This window comes from Salidesulfovibrio brasiliensis JCM 12178 (assembly GCF_001311825.1).
In the GTDB taxonomy this organism is placed as follows: Bacteria; Desulfobacterota; Desulfovibrionia; order Desulfovibrionales; family Desulfovibrionaceae; genus Pseudodesulfovibrio; species Pseudodesulfovibrio brasiliensis.
This window is the reverse complement of the sequence record NZ_BBCB01000074.1, coordinates 1-16,107: the sequence shown is the minus strand read 5'-3', so window position 1 is coordinate 16,107 and position 16,107 is coordinate 1. Positions and strand designations below refer to the sequence as shown.

20 protein-coding genes and 2 pseudogenes are annotated in these 16,107 nt (G+C 63.6%); 4 read left to right on the top strand and 18 right to left on the bottom strand.

What is annotated here, in order from left to right; all coding sequences use genetic code 11:
- The 10 genes from JCM12178_RS14070 to JCM12178_RS14030 all read right to left on the bottom strand — a co-directional run.
- The coding region (locus tag JCM12178_RS14070; RefSeq protein ID WP_054652231.1) for a CpaE/TadZ family protein at positions 1–998 on the bottom strand (998 nt) is incomplete at its 3' end.
- Entirely contained in the window at positions 995–1,171 is a 177-nt protein-coding gene (locus tag JCM12178_RS18430) for a hypothetical protein (protein WP_157054933.1), read from the bottom strand. The genes JCM12178_RS14070 and JCM12178_RS18430, both read right to left, overlap by 4 nt.
- On the bottom strand, positions 1,168–1,455 hold the full coding sequence (locus JCM12178_RS14065; RefSeq protein ID WP_054652229.1) for a hypothetical protein: 288 nt from the start codon (positions 1,453–1,455) through the stop codon (positions 1,168–1,170). The genes JCM12178_RS18430 and JCM12178_RS14065 overlap by 4 nt, the downstream gene beginning before the upstream one ends.
- A gap of 18 nt (positions 1,456–1,473) precedes the next feature.
- Entirely contained in the window at positions 1,474–2,850 is a 1,377-nt protein-coding gene (locus JCM12178_RS14060) for a type II and III secretion system protein family protein (protein WP_054652227.1), read from the bottom strand.
- A gap of 8 nt (positions 2,851–2,858) precedes the next feature.
- A complete protein-coding gene (gene cpaB / locus JCM12178_RS14055; protein ID WP_054652225.1) occupies positions 2,859–3,671 on the bottom strand; it encodes a Flp pilus assembly protein CpaB in 813 nt (270 codons plus the stop codon).
- A gap of 12 nt (positions 3,672–3,683) precedes the next feature.
- The gene (locus tag JCM12178_RS14050; protein ID WP_054652224.1) at positions 3,684–4,229 is read right to left on the bottom strand and encodes an A24 family peptidase; all 546 of its coding nucleotides are present in this window, start codon (positions 4,227–4,229) and stop codon (positions 3,684–3,686) included.
- 119 nt (positions 4,230–4,348) lie between these two features.
- On the bottom strand, positions 4,349–4,525 hold the full coding sequence (locus JCM12178_RS14045) for a Flp family type IVb pilin (RefSeq protein ID WP_054652222.1): 177 nt from the start codon (positions 4,523–4,525) through the stop codon (positions 4,349–4,351).
- Between the two features lie 28 nt (positions 4,526–4,553).
- Positions 4,554–4,730 carry a Flp family type IVb pilin gene (locus JCM12178_RS14040; protein WP_054652220.1) on the bottom strand — a complete coding sequence of 59 codons (177 nt, stop codon included), beginning with the start codon at positions 4,728–4,730 and terminating at the stop codon, positions 4,554–4,556.
- Between the two features lie 19 nt (positions 4,731–4,749).
- Positions 4,750–4,926: a Flp family type IVb pilin gene (locus JCM12178_RS14035; RefSeq protein WP_054652218.1), complete on the bottom strand. Its 177-nt coding sequence runs from the start codon at positions 4,924–4,926 to the stop codon at positions 4,750–4,752.
- A 297-nt stretch (positions 4,927–5,223) separates the two neighbouring features.
- Positions 5,224–6,612, bottom strand: coding sequence for a sigma-54-dependent transcriptional regulator (locus JCM12178_RS14030; RefSeq protein WP_054652233.1), 1,389 nt, complete (start codon positions 6,610–6,612; stop codon positions 5,224–5,226).
- 247 nt (positions 6,613–6,859) lie between these two features.
- On the opposite strand from JCM12178_RS14030, the gene JCM12178_RS14025 reads away from it, so the two are divergent.
- The 3 genes from JCM12178_RS14025 to JCM12178_RS14015 are packed head-to-tail and all read left to right on the top strand — an operon-like array spanning position 6,860 to position 8,963.
- Complete coding sequence (locus JCM12178_RS14025) at positions 6,860–7,255, top strand: TadE/TadG family type IV pilus assembly protein (RefSeq protein WP_054652216.1); 396 nt, start codon at positions 6,860–6,862, stop codon at positions 7,253–7,255.
- Positions 7,185–8,492, top strand: coding sequence for a pilus assembly protein TadG-related protein (locus tag JCM12178_RS14020; protein WP_245628793.1), 1,308 nt, complete (start codon positions 7,185–7,187; stop codon positions 8,490–8,492). The genes JCM12178_RS14025 and JCM12178_RS14020 overlap by 71 nt, the downstream gene beginning before the upstream one ends.
- A gap of 9 nt (positions 8,493–8,501) precedes the next feature.
- A complete protein-coding gene (locus JCM12178_RS14015) occupies positions 8,502–8,963 on the top strand; it encodes a TadE/TadG family type IV pilus assembly protein (protein ID WP_054652211.1) in 462 nt (153 codons plus the stop codon).
- A gap of 109 nt (positions 8,964–9,072) precedes the next feature.
- Here the strand turns inward: JCM12178_RS14015 and JCM12178_RS14010 are convergent, their stop codons facing one another.
- The 3 genes from JCM12178_RS14010 to JCM12178_RS14000 all read right to left on the bottom strand — a co-directional run bounded on the left by JCM12178_RS14010 (position 9,073) and on the right by JCM12178_RS14000 (position 10,645).
- Entirely contained in the window at positions 9,073–9,321 is a 249-nt protein-coding gene (locus JCM12178_RS14010) for a hypothetical protein (protein ID WP_054652209.1), read from the bottom strand.
- A 25-nt stretch (positions 9,322–9,346) separates the two neighbouring features.
- On the bottom strand, positions 9,347–10,177 hold the full coding sequence (locus tag JCM12178_RS14005; RefSeq protein WP_054652208.1) for a phage capsid protein: 831 nt from the start codon (positions 10,175–10,177) through the stop codon (positions 9,347–9,349).
- A gap of 243 nt (positions 10,178–10,420) precedes the next feature.
- Positions 10,421–10,645 (bottom strand): DUF3955 domain-containing protein, encoded by a 225-nt coding sequence (locus tag JCM12178_RS14000; RefSeq protein ID WP_054652206.1) that lies wholly within the window; start codon positions 10,643–10,645, stop codon positions 10,421–10,423.
- A gap of 150 nt (positions 10,646–10,795) precedes the next feature.
- Between JCM12178_RS14000 and serS the strand changes: the two genes are divergently transcribed.
- A complete protein-coding gene (serS, locus tag JCM12178_RS13995; protein ID WP_054652204.1) occupies positions 10,796–12,070 on the top strand; it encodes a serine--tRNA ligase in 1,275 nt (424 codons plus the stop codon).
- Between the two features lie 268 nt (positions 12,071–12,338).
- Here the strand turns inward: serS and JCM12178_RS13990 are convergent, their stop codons facing one another.
- The 5 genes and pseudogenes from JCM12178_RS13990 to JCM12178_RS20355 form a co-directional block, all read right to left on the bottom strand.
- On the bottom strand, positions 12,339–12,761 hold the full coding sequence (locus JCM12178_RS13990; protein ID WP_054652202.1) for a universal stress protein: 423 nt from the start codon (positions 12,759–12,761) through the stop codon (positions 12,339–12,341).
- Positions 12,758–13,366 carry a sugar transferase gene (locus JCM12178_RS13985; RefSeq protein ID WP_054652200.1) on the bottom strand — a complete coding sequence of 203 codons (609 nt, stop codon included), beginning with the start codon at positions 13,364–13,366 and terminating at the stop codon, positions 12,758–12,760. The genes JCM12178_RS13990 and JCM12178_RS13985 overlap by 4 nt, the downstream gene beginning before the upstream one ends.
- Positions 13,363–14,481, bottom strand: a complete 1,119-nt coding sequence (locus JCM12178_RS13980) for a glycosyltransferase family 4 protein (RefSeq protein WP_054652198.1) — start codon at positions 14,479–14,481, stop codon at positions 13,363–13,365. Before JCM12178_RS13980 ends, JCM12178_RS13985 begins: the two co-directional genes overlap by 4 nt.
- A gap of 3 nt (positions 14,482–14,484) precedes the next feature.
- Positions 14,485–15,353, bottom strand: a pseudogene (locus JCM12178_RS20365) (asparagine synthetase B family protein).
- Between the two features lie 64 nt (positions 15,354–15,417).
- Positions 15,418–16,107: pseudogene (locus JCM12178_RS20355) on the bottom strand (asparagine synthetase B family protein); the annotation flags it as partial.

Genomic DNA, 16,107 nt, shown 5'->3' with positions numbered 1-16,107 from the left:
TTCACGGCGGCCATGGCTTCGGCAAAAACGCCGGGCACTGTCCAGTCGATGGGACAGCCGAGCGCCTCGGCCGCGTCGCCAGCTTCAATGCCGCCGTTCTTTGTCACCCGGGAGGCCACCACCTTGAGCTTGCGCGAGGCGTCGGGGTCTGCGCGGCGGATGGCGTCCACGGCCTTCTTGGCAGCGGCCAGCGAGGGCATGGTCAGCTCGGTGACGAGCAGGATGTCGTCGGCAAATTCGGCGCTGCGGGAGAGGTGGCCTTCCGGCTCCATGGAAGCGTCCACGATGACGTGGGGATACGAGGAGCGCAGGGTCTCGAAAAGCGCCTGCAGGGCCTCGGGGGTCGGGCTGCCGCCGCCGGAGGGGGCCGCGAGCACGGCGAGATTCCCTGCTTCGGCCACGGTGCTGGAGAGATACGTCTCGTCCAGACGGGACACGTCTTCAAGCAGGTCGCCCCATGTGTATTCGCAGGCCACTTCGAGGAAGAAGGGCACTTCGCCTTCGGGCCGAGCCAGATCGGCCAGCAGGACCTTGCCGGGCGCGGCCTTGGCAAAGATGGTGGCGAGATTCACGGCGATGGTGGTGCCGCCCACGCCGGGACGCGCGCCCAGCACCACGCTGATGCGGCCGTTTTCCGAGCCTTCCGAGGCAGTGTTCACGCGGCTTCGGATGCGCATGAGCACGCTGCGGACCTGCTTGGGGTCCAGCGGATAGGGAAGGTATTCGCGGAAGCCGCGGCGCATGGCCTCGATGAGCACTTCGGGTGCGGGCTCCGCGCCCACGAGCACGACGTCGGTGGCCGAGCCGGATTCGAGGGCTTGAGCGATTTGCTCAAGGTCCTCGGCGGCCTGCGGGCCGGGTTCGTAGAAGATGACGCCCATGTGCTCGGCGTCGTCAGCGGCCATGGAGGCCCACGGCAGGGCCTCGGCCACGCGCCCGAGCAGGGTTCGCTGCGCGTTGTCCGCAACGATGGCGGTCATGTTCATGCGGCCGGTCATCGGATGCCTCCGTTGGTGGATGCGGTTTCCTCTGCGACCTGTTGCGAGGGCTGGAGGGGCTCGTAGTGAAAGCTGTCGAGAACGAACACGTCCGTGAGGATCACGGCGGCCATCACCAGCATCAGCAGCAGTTCGCGCCAATAGGCGATCTTGTTTTCCATGAACATCATCATTGCAACATCTCCCCAAGTGTCTTTTGGAACAGGCTCTGGCTGTCCTTGCTGCTTGGTTCCGGGCCCTTCTGGTAGTTTTCAAGCACCTTCAGGGCATATTCTCCATCCGCGCCCGTGACGGGATCGGTCCCTGCGGGCATGGGGTTGAGCTTTTGCGCCTCCACGGCGTGACTGACCGAGGACCCGAAGGGGATGGTGCTCTCCGTGTGCTCGACCTGCATGCCGCCGCAGCCGGTGAGTGTCGCGGCCGCGAGGAAGAGGGTGATGATCGTGATGCGTGTCATGGCAAATCTCCTTGGGTCCTAGTTGGGCAGCGAGTGACCGAGGTCGCCGTCAAAGCCGTTGTCGGGGCGGACCACCGGGCCGGGCTTGCGTGCCGCGTTGTGCGCGACGGCCGGCTCCTTGCGGCGGCCTTCAAGCAGGCCGAGGAGGTAGAATTCGTAGTCGTCCGGCTCCTTGAAGCCGTCCGTGGGCAGGGACTGCGAGGCCACGTCGAGCGGCTTGACCAGATGCGCGGTGACGATGAGCACCAGCTCGGTGTTGTTCTTGCGAAAGTCGTTGCTGCTGAAGAGCGAGCCGAGCACGGGGATGTCGCCGAGGACCGGGAAGCGGTTGGCGTTCTCGCGCAGGGATTCGCTTATAAGCCCGGCGATGACGAAGCTCTGTCCGTCGGCCAGTTCCACGGTGGTGGATGCCTTTCGGGTCTGGATGGCCGGGATGGTGTAGCCCTGAAAGGTGACCGCGTTGGAGTAGTCCAGCTCGGAGACCTCGGGCTTGACCTTCAGGTTGATGACGCCGGAGCTGAGCACCGTGGGCGTGAACTTGAGTCCCACGCCGAATGGCTTGTACTCGATGGAGACCATGCCCAGCGCCTGCGGGATGGGGATCGGGATTTCCCCGCCCGCGAGAAAGTCGGCGGTTTCGCCGGACACGCAGACGAGGTTCGGCTCGGCCAGAATCTTGACCAGCCCGTTGGCCTTGAGGGCGTCGAGGAAGGTGTGCAGGTTGCCGCCCGCGAGGTCGTTGTGCAGGACGCCGTTGATGCGGTCGGTGAGGTTGATGAGCGTGCCGTCCTCGTTGAACGAGGTCAGGCCGTTCAGGAACGAATAGGCCGCGAAATTGCCTGCCATGTAAGCGAAGTTGAGGCCCATGCGCTTGAGCACGGTGCGGGTCATTTCCGCCACGCGCACTTCAAGCATGACCTGCATGACGCCGTCCACGCGCAGGAGGTTCACGACCTTGTCCGGTGCCACGCTCTGGGCCAGCGCGTTGGCGGCCTTGAGAGCCGAGGCGTTGCTCACGTGGCCGGTGAGGGTCACGGATTCCGCGCTCGCCAGCACGCTGATGCCGGTCTCGGACGGCAGCACCTCGTGCAGCATGCGCTTCAGGCCGGTGACGTCGGGCACGACCTTGATGTCCTTGACCACGAGGCCCTGCGCGGTCCACATGGTCAGGGTTGTCGCGCCGAATTCCTTGCCGGAAATGTAGACCTGCGTGGGCGAGAGCAGCAGCAGGTTGGCCACGTCGGGCGAGCCGATGGAGACGCGGTTCACGGGGGCCTCGGAGTCGATGACCACGGACTTGCCCTTGACGAGCATGATCTCGTCCGGGGACTGGGCCGCGGCCGGGACGGCCAGAAGGACCAGCAGAAGGGCGGTTATGGCGATTGGGTATCTCACGTCGACTCCTAAAACTTCATCTTGGTGCGCTCGCCGCCGGTGATGACTTCCACGCTGACCCGGTTCCTGCGCTGGACCTTCCGGCGCGGGGCGGGCTTGCGATAGGCGGCCAGGGTGCTTTCGACGGTGGAACCGGCGGTGAGCACGGTCTCATCGTCGTCGCCGTTGCGAAGGGCGAAGTGCAGGGTCCCTCGGGTGGCGGCCAGCGCAAGGCGTTCACCTTCCTCGGGCGTAAGTTCCAGCGTGTAGACGTCCACAGACGCGGTCTTGCCGTCGCCCTTGGGCGAGGAGAGCTCGGTGCCGGTGGCCAGCACGCGGACCCGTTCGAGCACCAACTTGGTGACGGGCTTCTCGTCGCTGCCCTTGGTCAGGGAGACGAGCACGTCCACCCTGTCGCCGGGGAGCACGAAGCCGGAGAGGCCCATGACCGGGTTGCCCTTGACCGCCATGGCGCGCTTGCCGGGCGTGATCATGGCGCTGACGCCGGAGACCACGAGATTGAGCGGTTCGAGGCTGGACGCGGTGATCGGGGCGCCTTCAGCGATGTCCCTTGCCAGCACGCGGCCCACGACGGGGCCGGTGGAAAGAAAAATGTCGGGCGGGGTCGTTTCGTCGGCCTTGCCGCGCAGGACAATGGCTTCGGGGCCGATCTTCATGCCCTTCTTGAGTTCGGCGGAGGCGATGACGTGATAGGTCGGGGCCGCTTCCTTGACGCCCTTGGGCTGCTGCTGGGCCATCCAGCGGAAGACCATGAAGGCCGCTGCCAGAGAGAGCACCAGAGCGAGGGCTATCTGGGTGATTGCGCGTGTGGATCTGGACATTGTTCCGCCTCCTTAGCGAACGAACGGTGCGCCGGTCTCGGCCATGGTCAGGACCATGGAAATGACGGTTCCCGCGGCAATGGCCACGCCGTAGCAGAGCCGGGGGAGGGCGCGTTCGGTGGCCACCGGAGTATAGTCGATTGTCCGGGTGGAGAGCAGAACGAGGAGGGTGTGCTTGAAATTGGCGAGCACCGCCTTGAGGTGGTCCATGTGGCGGAGCATCATGCCGAGCGCGTACACGCCGCCAGCAAGGCAGGTGACGAGGAACGCGGCGAACGCGGTCTCCACGCCGAGGCATGCGCCCACGCCGGCCATGAGCTTGACGTCGCCCGCGCCCATGACGCCCAGCAGGAAGGGCACGATCATGACGCCGAGTCCCAGCCCGAACCCGCCGAGCGAAAAGAGCAGGCCGTCCCAGCCGCCGGTGACGGCGTGGATGACCAGCCCCGCGATCATGAGCGGGAAGGTGAGCAGGTTCGGAATGCGCTGGCTGCGTATGTCCGTGACAACGGCCACGGCAAGGGCGCAGAGCAGTATGGCGGTGATGACGATGTCCATGATTCTCCCCCGAATCCGGTCAATGACTCCTGTCGTTGATGTGGTGGTTTGTGTTGCGGAGCTTCCGGGGCCTGCGGTTTCTCCCCTCCGCAGGCCCCCGATCCGAAGATGCTTCCGGACTAGGACCCGGCAGCACCGGTCATGCTGTTGGCGATGGTGGTGAAGGTGTTGGACACGGTGGTGCCCAGGGTGGAAACGGCGGTGACGATGCCGGCGGCGATGAGAGCCGCGATGAGACCGTATTCCAGGGCGGTGGCGCCTTCTTCATTACGGATAAGGCTGATCAGTGTCCTCATTAGATAAACTCCTTGTGCTTTTCCACGCCTAGCTGCCGGCCGCGCCGGTCATGCTGTTGGCGATGTTGGTAAATGTGTTGGACACGGTGGTGCCCAGTGTCGAGACCGCTGTGACGATGCCGGCTGCGATGAGAGCCGCGATCAGGCCGTATTCCAGGGCGGTGGCGCCTTCTTCGTTCCGAATGAGCTGCATGATGGTATTCATGGTCTTTCCTCCATTCGGCCTAGGAGCCGGCAGCGCCGGTCATGCTGTTTGCAATGTTGGTGAATGTGTTGGACACGGTGGTGCCCAGAGTGGAAACGGCAGTGACGATACCGGCAGCGATCAGCGCCGCAATCAGGCCGTACTCCAGCGCGGTTGCGCCTTCTTCGTTACGGATCAGATTCATCATGGTCTTCATCTTTCTTCTCCTCTTTTAGTGAAGATCTTTCAGGGGCGCATCGCGCCTCATCGAACACGCTTTCCATTGAGCAACGGGCGTGCCACAGAGGAGGAAAGACTCTCAGATTGTGCGCATCTTGCTGCACATTCAGGATATTTTTTTTGAGCAGGCACGTTGGAGCCGCTGGCGAAGCTCCACAAAAGGGAAAACAAACAGCCCGCTATCCACAGAAAATGGATAGCGGGCTGTTGTGCTCGGCGTTTGAGCTGCGGAAGAAGAGGTATTTTAGTGCGTTGGGTGTCTACAAAAAATGGATTAGCGGATGTAGCTTGCTGCGTCGATGTTGTGCTTCTGTAGCTTGTTCCAGAGGTTCTTGGGGCTTATTCCAAGAATTGAGGCGGCTTCTGTCTGCACTCCACGGGCTCTGGAGAGAGCGCCCTCGATCAGGCGGCGTTCGAAGGCGATGAGCGCCTGACGAAGCGGCAAGCTCTGCTCGGGAAGCGGCCCGGTTCCGCCGGACTCCTGATCCGTGGAGCGCGAGAAGGCCAGCTCCAGCTCGGAGGAGCGTATCACGTTGTCCTTGCAGAAGATTGCGGCCCGTTCAATGGCGTTGGCGAACTGGCGCACGTTACCCGGCCAGTCGAACTCCATCATCTTGCTGATGGCGTCGCTGTTCACGCCGTGGATGTCCGTGCCGAGCTTGACGTTGGCTCTTTGTATGAAATGGTCCGCCAGCCGGGGGATGTCCTCGCGCCGGTCGCGCAGGGGCGGGATGTTCACGGAGGCCACGTTGAGCCGGTAGTAGAGGTCGCTTCTGAAGGCCCCTTCGTCCACCTGTTTTTCAAGGTCCTGGTTGGTGGCGGCGATGATGCGCACGTTGAACTTGATGGGCTTGGTGCCGCCCACGCGCTCCACCTGCTTCTGTTCCACCGCGCGCAGCAGTTTCGGCTGCAAATGCAGGGGCATGTCGCCGATTTCGTCCAGCAGGATGGTGCCGCCTTCCGCCTGCTCGAACTTGCCGGGCCGGGCCGCGGTCGCGCCGGTGAACGCGCCCTTTTCGTGGCCGAAGAGTTCCGATTCCAGAAGGGATTCCGGGATGGCCGCGCAGTTGAGCTTCACGAACGGTCCGGACGAGCGGGAGCTGAGGGCGTGGATGGTGTCGGAGACGAGCTCCTTGCCTGTCCCGGTCTCGCCGATGACCAGCACGTCGCAGTCGAGTTCGGCGATGCGGCGGATACGGTCCTTGACCTCGTCCATGAGCGGGCTGTCCCCGATGATCTTGTCCAGATGGCCGGACTCGCCGAGGTTCTTTCGCAGGGATTCCAGCTCCGCCTGCATGCGGCGCTTTTCCATGGCCCTGCGGATGACCACTTCCATTTCCTTGATGCTGAACGGCTTGGAGAAATAGTCGTAGGCCCCTTCCTTGATGGCCTGAATGCCGGTGTCGCGCGAGCCGTAGCCGGTCATGATGATCACGTCCGTGTCCGGGGCCACTTCCTTGAGCTTGGGCAGCGCTTCGAGCCCGGACATGCCGGGCAGCTTGAGATCATGTAGCACGAGGTCCAGCCCGCCGCGTCCGGCGCGGATGATGCCGTCCTCAGCGGAGCCTGCCTCCTCCACGCTGAATCCGCGCTCTTCGAGGGCCTCCACAAGCATGCCCCGGAAAGCGTGATCGTCGTCTACTACCAGCACTCGTTCTGCCATCTGATCCATTCCCGTTTGATTCGTTGTATCATGTAGCTTTCGTATAATCCACAAAAAATAGACCATCCGCCACGACAAAAACCTCCCGCATGGCGGGCCCTGCTTTGGTCGCAAAACTGCTTATCTACAGTATACGGGGGTTCCATGGGGGTGGTCACAAAAAAAATCCACTTTTTTTGGAGAATGGCATGAGCGTTGCTTTTCCCATGGCAAACGCGGGTCGCGACCGCCGGAGGTATGGAAGGATATGCGACGCAGCAAGTCATCGAATAAGGGAATAGCCGCAGCGGAACTGGGTCTGGTGCTGCCGTTCGTGGCGCTTCTGCTCTTTCTGCTTATGGAAGGCGGCAACGCCATGCATGCTTACTCCTCGCTGGTGGAAGCCAGCCGGGAAGGCGCGCGCATCGTCCTGCTGCAGGGTGAAGGGACCTCCAATGTCGAGGCGCTTGTGCGCTCGCTGGTTCCGGACCTGCCGCCCGAGGACGTGTCCGTGCTCGTGGAGTCCGATGAGGACGCCCGCACCGTGACCGTGCTCGCCAGCTACGAATATCAACCCATGATCGGAGGCCGAGATGCGCTTGAGATGCTTTACGGCGGCGACCCGCTCGTCATCAGAGCGGGCACCACGATGCCGCTCCCGTAAGAATGCCGAACTCGGCGCGGTCAGCATGGTCATGGCGCTGGTCATTCCGGCGGTCATGGCCATGGTCGGGCTCGCCCTCGACCTCGGCAACATTTATACGGCGCACACGCGCCTGCAGGCCGCCGTGGACTCTGCCGCGCTGGCCGGAAGCCTTGAGCTGCCCTACGATCCCAAGCTGGACAAGGGGCTTGTTCAGGCCGCCGTGGCCGGTATGCTCGAAAAGAACTACCCGGGCGCGGAGCTTGACGCCGTGACCCCCGGCACTGAAATTCGCAGCGTGAACATCGAGGCCCACGCCGACGTGGACCTGCTGATAATGGGTTTTCTGGGCCTCTCCAGCCAGCGGGTGGACGCGACCGCCAGCGCGGGCTTCAACAAGCTCGAAGTGGTGTTCGTCATCGACAACTCCGGCAGCATGAAGGGGACGCCCATTACCATGGTCAAGCAGGCCGCCATTGAGCTGGTGGATCTCATCATCCCCGATGGCGCGCAGACCGACACCAAGATCGGCCTCGTGCCTTTCCGCGGCAAGGTCAACATCGGCGAGGACGCAGGCGACGGTCTTTCCGGCTGCCGCAACGCGGACGGCTCCATCAACAACGGCATCCACGAGGACTTCATGCACCTCTACTGGGAGCTGCCCTACCAGTACCGCAGATACATCAGCCTCGACACCTGTTCCAGCATCCCGGAAGCACAGGCGCTGACCACGGACAAGTCGCTCGTCACGCAGGCCATCAACAGCCAGACCGCCACGGGCGCAGCCTCGGGAACCATCATCCCCGAAGGCATCAAGTGGGGTCGCCACATGCTCACCGAAGAGGCCCCCTACTCGCAGGGCGGCAGCAAGGACGACTTCCGCAAGATCATGATCCTGCTCACCGACGGCGACAACGAAGACGGCCAGTGCGGTGGCCCCTACCGGGCCTATTACGAGCCGAACAGCTACTGGACCAACGCCTATTATGGAATGAAGATCACCGACGCCCACTGCGAGGACGGCGGCGTGCTCAACGAGCACATGCTGCAGGAAGCGCAGGCGGCCAAGGACGAGGGCATCGAGATATTCACCATCCGTTTCGGCTCCTCGGACAACACGGACAAGTCGCTCATGAAGCAGGTCGCCTCGAGCAAGCCCGGAACGGACGACCACTATTTCGACGCCCCGAGCGTCTACGACATCGACGACGTGTTCAAGAAGATCGGCCGACAGCTCGGCTGGCGGCTGCTCAATTAGGAGGACGACATGCACGCAAGACGAAACCACGCCCGACAGGGCATGACCCTCGTGGAGTTCGCGCTGCTCATGCCCGTGCTGCTCTTTCTCCTTCTCGGCGTCATGGAGTCCGGGAACATGTTCTTCTCATGGCTGACCGTGCAGAAGGCCGCGCAGGAGTCCGTCCGCGTGGCGGCCACGGGCATCGGCGACGAGGAAGGTACCCGGATGACGCTCATCGAGGATGCGGCCATGGAGCGGCTGGACCCGCTGGACGGAACCAAGACCGTGACCGTCACCAGCTGGCCGGGCATGGACGCCAGCGGCCCCGGCATCGAGGGCAGCGCGGGCGGGCCCTGTCAGGTGGTGGAAGTGAAGGTCGCCTATCTGTATTCCCCGCTGGTTCCGCTTATGGAGCCGATCCTGCCGGAATCCATGACCCTGACCAGCGCGGACCGCAAGGTCAACGAGCCGTGGAAGCCCTGCGAGTGATCGCAAGAAAATAGCCACCCCCCCCCTCCCAAGGGGCTGCCCTAACCGATGGAGGCCGGGCGGGATTGCTCCCGCCCGGCCTCGCTCGTGTCCTCCTCTTGATAATCTGCTAGGAGCCGTTCATGACGGTCACGGAGCCGGAGCTGTTGGTGGCGACCAGCAGGTCCACGGCGGCTGCCGCGGCCACGCCGGTGCAGGCGATGATGATGTCGCCGGTTTCGAGGTTGTATTCTTCGGCAGCGGTGTCGAAGTAGCCGGGCGCGGTCACGTCGGCAACGTCGTCGGTGCTGCGGAACAGGAAGAGCTGCTGGCCGGGAACCCCGCCCATCAGGCGCATGTCTTCGGATTTGTATGCCATGGTTCGTTTCCTTTCGGGCTGGGGGTTACAGAATCTGGGCGTCGTCGTCGCACTGCAGCTCCACCACGCCGCTGGCGTCGATGAGGCAGGCTCCGGCAGAGAGCATGTGGTCCACGAGGTGGGCGGCCTTTTCCGGCACCCAGTCCACGTAGGCCTTCACTTCCTGACCTTCGGCGAGGCCGAGGGCGTTCTTGTGGTAGAGGAAGCACTTGCGCACGCCGCTTTCCACGGGCAGGCCGGTGTGGAACATCCAGTTGATGCCCAGCCACGTGCGGGACTCCGTGCCCTTGAGCCACGGGAATTTTTCCCCGGCGTAGTCGGCGCTCTTGAACTCCTCGATGTTCAGAAGTTCGTTCCACTGGTGCGGGCCGACCACGGCGAAGCGGTTGCCGTCGTCCGGCACGTCGTTGGCGTTCATGAGGCCGAAGCCTTCGAGAATCTTGCCCTTGGTCAGGCCGGTGCCGCCCTCGGGGATGACGGACGAGGTGGTGTCGAGCTTGGTGATGACCAGCTCGTCGATCTTGCGGCCGAGCGCCCACGCCCCGGCGCTGGCTGCCACCTGACGCTCGTCGATGTTGTGCTTGAGCTCGTCGAGCTTGTCGATGTACTCCGCGGCGTACCAGTCCTCCAGCGTGCAGGAGACCGTGGAGTGGTTGAGGTTCATGAGCGGCACGTTGCCGTGGCGGGTCTTCTTGCCCGCAGTGCCCTTGCCGCTTTTCTGGAAGACGCACTTGGCGCCCTGCACCTTGGTCTTGAGGCGCACGGTGTTGCGCATCTTGGAGCCCTGCTGCTGATAGGCGTTGTGCACATCGGCGCAGTAGAGGTTGATGAACGAGTTGTCGATCTGCGTGGACATTTCCAATTCTCCGATTTCGGTTGTCGGTTGATCCTTTCGGGCCGACGGGTATCCCGGCACTCATGTCCGGGGCGGGAGTCGCATCGAATGCGGCCGCCGCAGGACGGGCCGGGGCCGAAACATCGCGGGCAGTATACCCCCGCTTTCGGGCGCAGGAAGAAATTGGACGGTCTACGGCCATGAAAAAGCACAAGATCGTCTATTGACAGGGGGGCCGAAAGCCCCTTTTTCGGGAGGGTGATGTCAGCGCGACATCTTTGAGCGGAAGAAGGAGCGGACGGCCCGGAAGCCGATAAACACAAACAGCCCCGCGCCAAGGATCAGGAACAGCCAGCCGAGGGGAATGAGGGCGAACGGTTCGCGCAGCAGCCCGGAAGCGTCCACACTGGAGCCGATCAGCCGAAAGGCAAGAATGCAGAGACCGCCGAGTACCGAAAAGAGAATCGCGAGAATCGTTGTGGTGCGCATTCGGGACGGATAGGCCTTTATCCTCTCCCTGTAAACCGTTTTGCACCCCCTCAAACCCCGTCACCGGCCCCCGCCGTGAATCTCCCCTTCATATCCGCCGCGACTTGCTGTATCCACAGGGGAGCCAAAAACCATTCTGGAGACGATACAATGCTTGATCTGAAGCTGATGCAGAAGAACCCCGAACTCGTGCGGGAGTCGCTCAAGCGCCGGGGCTCGACCCTCGATGTTCAGGAATTCCTGACCATGGACGAAAAGCGCAAGGCCCTCATCGCCGAAGTCGAAGAACTCAAGGCCGAACGCAACAAGGCCGGAGGCGAGATCGCCCGCCTCAAGCGCGAAAAGCAGGACGCGTCCGAAATCATGGAGCGCATGGCAGTGGTCTCCGCCCGCGTCAAAGAGCTGGACGGCGAACTGAACGAAGTGGAAGCCGCGGAAAAAGAATGGCTCATGGCCGTTCCCAACATCCCCCACGAAGACGTCCCCTTCGGCGAGTCCGAAGACGACAACCCCGACGTCCGCTACTGGGGCGAAAAGCCGACCTTCGACTTCGCCCCCAAGGAGCACTGGGAGCTCGGCGCCGAACTCGACGGACTCGACTTCGAACGCGCCGCCAAGCTCACCGGCTCCCGCTTCTGCGTGCAGAAAGGCTGGGCCGCCCGACTCGAACGCGCCCTCGCCCAGTTCATGCTGGATACCCACGTCACCGAGCACGGCTACACCGAAATGGTCGTGCCCACCATCGTGAACCGCACCACCATGACCGGCACCGGCCAGCTCCCCAAATTCGAAGAGGACCTCTTCAAGCTCGAAAACTGGGAATACTACATGATTCCCACCGCCGAGGTCCCGCTCACCAACCTCTACTCCGGCGAAGTGCTCGACGAGGACCAGTTCCCCATCCTGTTCTGCGCCCACACCCCCTGCTACCGCTCCGAAGCGGGCAGCTACGGCAAGGACACCAAGGGCCTCATCCGCCAGCACCAGTTCTACAAAGTGGAAATGGTCAACTTCGCGCACCCCGATCACTCCTACCAAGCGCTGGAGAACATGACCGCCTGCGCCGAGACCATCCTCAAGAAACTGAAACTGCCCTACCGCGTCATCGAACTCTGCACCGGCGACATCGGTTTCTCCGCCGCCAAGACCTACGACATCGAAGTCTGGCTGCCCGGACAGGACAAGTACCGCGAAATCAGCTCCTGCTCCAACTGCGAAGACTTTCAGGCACGCCGGGCGAACATCAAGTTCCAGCCCAAAGACTCCAAGAAGAAACTCTACGCACATACCCTCAACGGCTCCGGCCTGGCCGTGGGACGCACCCTCGTCGCCGTGCTGGAAAACTACCAACAGGCCGACGGCTCCCTCGTCATCCCCGAAGCCCTGCGGCCCTACATGGGCGGACTCGAAGTCGTCACGCCCTAGCTGGGTGATGGAATGAATAAAAAGGTCCCCTTTCGTTGAGACGAAAGGGGACCTTTTTTGCCTCCGGCGGCCCTCCGGGGGCTTAAAACCTTTCGGGAAAGGTTTTAAGAATTCCAAAGCTTTTTGGTTTGCCTTCGGCGGAATTGTCCGGTTGCGCCCGGTTTTCGCTTGCGTCAAACGCCTTCAAGTCAGGGAGTGCAGAGGGGATTATCCCCTTTGCCGGGTGCAGGGCAGCGCCCTGCCCGCCGGAGGCGCACCATACCCGAAACTACTTGACGACCAGCACCGGGCAGTGGGAGGTGTGCAGCACCTTGTGGGTCACGCTGCCGAGCAGCAGACCTTCGAGGTCGCTTTTGCCTTTGGAACCCATGACGATGATGTCGCAGCCTTCGGCCTTGGCAACGTCTGCGATGACTTCGCCGGGCCGGCCGCCCACGATGCTGTCGCGGTAGGTGATTCCGCCTGCCGAGAGTTGTTTGCGGTAGGGGTCGAGGATGCTTTCGGCGTCTTCGTTGTAGTGTTTGAGGACCCATTGGATGTTGGGTTCCCCGAGTTCGTTGGGCACGGGTTTGCGGCAGGTGAGGAGTATCACTTCCGCGTTGGAGGAGCGGGCCATGTCCATGGCGTGTTCGGCGGCTGCGTCCGAGTGGCGGGAGCCGTCCACGGGGAGAAGGATTTTTTTCACGTTCATGGGGTCTCTCCTTTGTTGTCGTTGCCTGCAAAGGGCTCGGCCGTGGCGTGCCCGTCCTGTGTAATGCCTTCGCGTTTCAGGACTCCGGCCACGGTCATGAGAAGAATCCTGAGGTCCAGCGCGAGCGTCCGGTTTTCCACGTACCAGACGTCGAGTTCAAATTTTTCCTGCCAGCTGATGGCGTTTCGTCCGTTGACCTGCGCCCAGCCGGTGATGCCCGGCCGGACTTCGTGCCGCCGTGCCTGCCGCTTGCTGTAGAGGGGCAGGTACTGCATGAGCAGCGGCCTCGGGCCAACGAGGCTCATGTCTCCTTTTAGCACATTGAGCAGTTCCGGCAACTCGTCCAGCGAGGTGGCCCGGAGTGTGCTTCCGAACGGGGTCAGGCGCTGGTCGTCGGGCAGGGGGGTGCCGTTTTTGTCTTCGGCGTCGAGCATGGTGCGGAATTTGAGAATGTCGAAGGGCTTGCCGTGCAGGCCGGGGCGTGTCTGGCGGAAGAGGATCGGGCTGCCGAGTTTGACGCGGACCAGCAGGGCCACGGCGATGAGCACCGGCGACAGCAGGACCAGCGCGGTCAGGGAGGCGAGGATGTCGAAGAGCCGTTTCATGCCGCCCCCATGGTTTCGAGGATGATCTGGTTGACGCGGTTCACGTCGAAGCGGTCTTCGGCGAGCCTGCGGCTGGCGAGACCCATGGGCCGGGTTTTTTCCGGGTCGGTGATGAGCGTTTCCATGGCCGACTCCAGTGCGTCTGCGTCTCGTGGCGGGACCAGCAGGCCGTTGTCCTCGGCAACGGTCAGGCGGCAGCCGGGCGCGTCCGTGGTGATGATGGCGCGTCCGGTGCTCAGGGCTTCCAGAATGGAGCGCGGCACGCCTTCGCGGTAGTAGGTGGGCAGCACGTAGGCCGTGCATCCGGCGAGCAACGGGCGGACGTCTTCCACGGGGTCGAGGATTTCCACGGCCCCGTCGCGTTTCCAGTCCCGGATTTCGTCGGCGGTGACGCCGTCCGCGCCGTCCTCCATGGCCCCGGCGATGCGGAAGACCGCTTCAGGGTGTCGTTTCTTGAGGCGCATGGCCGCATCTGCAAACAGGCCCACGCCCTTGGAGCGGATCAGCCGCGACAGGCACAGAAAGACCGGCGGGCCGTCCGGCGGTTCGGAAAAGGCGTAGTGGTCGAGGTCCACGCCCGAGCCGTTGGTGATGACCGTTTCGGCTCCGGCAGGGATGACCCCGAGGCGGGAGAAGAAGTCGAGATCGTCTGGGTTCTGGAAGAGCACGGCGCGGTTGCTGCGCAGTCCGGCGGCGTAGAGTCCTCGCACGAGGTTGAAGAGCACGCGCCGGCGCAGACCCCGGTCTTCCACGAAGGCGTATCCGAGTCCGGTGATCATTGAGTAGGAGTTCGGGACGCCCGCCATTTTTGCGGCCAGCGAGCCGTAGACCACGGGCTTGATGGTGTAGGAGAGCAGCGCGTCCGGCCGGATGTCCTGCAGGATTCGCTTGATGGAAAAGAGGGATGCGAGGTCGTTGAGCGGGTTCAGGCCGCGACGGTTCAGGGGCACCTCGCGGTACTGCGCGCCCATGGCTTCGAGCTCCGGGCCGGGCGAGGGCGAGTGCGGCGGGGCAAGGGCAACCACGTCGTGGCCGCGGTCGAGCATGGCCCGGATGAGCGGGCCGCGGAAGTTTATGAGCGAGGGGGCGTATCCGCCGAAAAGTGCTATTTTCATGGGCTATGTCCAGCGGTCCAGCCATGTCTGGAGCATGAGCACGGTCCAGAGCTGTTGTTCGTTGTCCCGGCGTCCGGACATGTGCTCGTTCAGGGCGCGGGCCACGGGGATGGAGTTCAGCAGGCCCTGTTTCTCCAACCGCCGGGGTTGCAGCAGGTCGTCGGACCACTCTCTGAGCGGGCCGCGCAGCCAGTCTGCCAACGGCACGCCGAAGCCGGTCTTGGGCCTGTCCGTCAATTCTTTTGGCACGTGCCTGTCCAGAATGTCCCGGAGCACCCGCTTGCCCACGCCGCCGGAGACGTTGAGCGATTCCGGCAGGGTCCATGCAAGCTCCACCACGCGGTGGTCGAGGTAGGGCGCGCGCGTTTCAAGCTCACGCCCATTGCCGCGCGGTCCACTTTGGCGAGGATGTCGCCCGGCAGATAGGTCAGGGTGTCCGCGTACTGCATCCACTGCCGGAAGGAGAGGCCGTCGGGCGCGTCTGGCAGGACGGGGGGCGCAGGGGTTCCGGTCAGCTGTTCGGGGTGCATCCATGTGGAGCACAGCGACGCGTACATGGCTTCGCGGGTTTCGGCGGCCATGACTCGGGCCAGCTTGTGAGCCTTGAAGCCGGGGTTGGTCATGCGCCGTTTTCCCGGCAGCAGCGGCTCGAAAAACGCGTAAAGGCGGTCCAGCGTGCGCGGGGACATGGCGAGCACTCCGGAGGCGGTCAGGCGGCGCAGGCCTTGGGGAAGGGCCGAGAGCCGGTTCCAGAGCGGGGGCGCGGACACGTGCCGGTTGTAGCCGCCGAAAGATTCGTCCCCGCCGTCGCCGGAGAGGCAGACCGTGACGTGCTGCCGGGTCAGCTCGGAGACGAGCGCGGTGGGCAGCATGGACGTGTCCGCAAACGGTTCGTCCCAGATGTCCGCCAGCCGGGGGGATGAGGTCGAGGCAGCGTTGCGGCGGCACGATGAGCTCGGTGTGGTCCGTGCCGAGGTGCTCCGCGACCTTTCGGGCGTGGGGCGCTTCGTCGTAGGCGTCATCGTCGTAGCCGATGGTGAAGGTCCGAACTGGCGAGGTTGAGGCCTTCTGGGCCAGCGCGGTGATCAGGCTGGAGTCGATGCCGCCCGAGAGGAGCGCGCCGAGCGGCACGTCCGAGACGAGCTGCATCCGCACCGCGTCCGTGAGCAGGGCCTCCATCTCGCGGGAGGCGGCCTCTGCGTCGCCCGAAAAAGGTGTTTCGCGGCCGCGCTCCACGGCGTCGGCAAGGTTCCAGTAGCGCGTTGTGCGAAGCTGTCCGTCGTGGTTCACGCTGAGGAGCGTGCCGGGCTCGAGCTTGGAGGCTTCCCGCCAGATGCATTTGGGGGCCGGGACGTACTGGTAGCGCAGGAAGAGCGAGACCGCTTCCGGGTCCACGTGGCGGGGGAAGTCGGGATTGGCGGCAAGCGACTTGGTCTCCGAGCCGAAGAGGAACAGGCCGTCGCGCATGGACCAGTAGAGGGGCTTTTCGCCAAAGCGGTCACGGGCCAGATGGAGCGTTTCCGTCTCTGCGTCCCAAAGCGCGAAGGCGAACATGCCCAGCGCCCGGCGCAGGGCCGCCTCCACCCCCCATGCCTCGGCGGCGGCCAGCAGGACTTCGGTGTCCGA

What these genes read in the sequence shown, in the direction of transcription:
- JCM12178_RS18430 (WP_157054933.1), bottom strand. Translation starts at nt 1,171, where the DNA reads ATGATGATGTTCATGGAAAACAAGATCGCCTATTGGCGCGAACTGCTG.
- JCM12178_RS14065 (WP_054652229.1), bottom strand. Translation starts at nt 1,455, where the DNA reads ATGACACGCATCACGATCATCACCCTCTTCCTCGCGGCCGCGACACTC.
- cpaB (WP_054652225.1), bottom strand. Translation starts at nt 3,671, where the DNA reads ATGTCCAGATCCACACGCGCAATCACCCAGATAGCCCTCGCTCTGGTG.
- JCM12178_RS14050 (WP_054652224.1), bottom strand. Translation starts at nt 4,229, where the DNA reads ATGGACATCGTCATCACCGCCATACTGCTCTGCGCCCTTGCCGTGGCC.
- JCM12178_RS14045 (WP_054652222.1), bottom strand. Translation starts at nt 4,525, where the DNA reads ATGAGGACACTGATCAGCCTTATCCGTAATGAAGAAGGCGCCACCGCC.
- JCM12178_RS14040 (WP_054652220.1), bottom strand. Translation starts at nt 4,730, where the DNA reads ATGAATACCATCATGCAGCTCATTCGGAACGAAGAAGGCGCCACCGCC.
- JCM12178_RS14035 (WP_054652218.1), bottom strand. Translation starts at nt 4,926, where the DNA reads ATGAAGACCATGATGAATCTGATCCGTAACGAAGAAGGCGCAACCGCG.
- JCM12178_RS14030 (WP_054652233.1), bottom strand. Translation starts at nt 6,612, where the DNA reads ATGGCAGAACGAGTGCTGGTAGTAGACGACGATCACGCTTTCCGGGGC.
- JCM12178_RS14025 (WP_054652216.1), top strand. Translation starts at nt 6,860, where the DNA reads ATGCGACGCAGCAAGTCATCGAATAAGGGAATAGCCGCAGCGGAACTG.
- JCM12178_RS14020 (WP_245628793.1), top strand. Translation starts at nt 7,185, where the DNA reads ATGCGCTTGAGATGCTTTACGGCGGCGACCCGCTCGTCATCAGAGCGG.
- JCM12178_RS14015 (WP_054652211.1), top strand. Translation starts at nt 8,502, where the DNA reads ATGCACGCAAGACGAAACCACGCCCGACAGGGCATGACCCTCGTGGAG.
- JCM12178_RS14010 (WP_054652209.1), bottom strand. Translation starts at nt 9,321, where the DNA reads ATGGCATACAAATCCGAAGACATGCGCCTGATGGGCGGGGTTCCCGGC.
- JCM12178_RS14005 (WP_054652208.1), bottom strand. Translation starts at nt 10,177, where the DNA reads ATGTCCACGCAGATCGACAACTCGTTCATCAACCTCTACTGCGCCGAT.
- JCM12178_RS14000 (WP_054652206.1), bottom strand. Translation starts at nt 10,645, where the DNA reads ATGCGCACCACAACGATTCTCGCGATTCTCTTTTCGGTACTCGGCGGT.
- serS (WP_054652204.1), top strand. Translation starts at nt 10,796, where the DNA reads ATGCTTGATCTGAAGCTGATGCAGAAGAACCCCGAACTCGTGCGGGAG.
- JCM12178_RS13990 (WP_054652202.1), bottom strand. Translation starts at nt 12,761, where the DNA reads ATGAACGTGAAAAAAATCCTTCTCCCCGTGGACGGCTCCCGCCACTCG.
- JCM12178_RS13985 (WP_054652200.1), bottom strand. Translation starts at nt 13,366, where the DNA reads ATGAAACGGCTCTTCGACATCCTCGCCTCCCTGACCGCGCTGGTCCTG.
- JCM12178_RS13980 (WP_054652198.1), bottom strand. Translation starts at nt 14,481, where the DNA reads ATGAAAATAGCACTTTTCGGCGGATACGCCCCCTCGCTCATAAACTTC.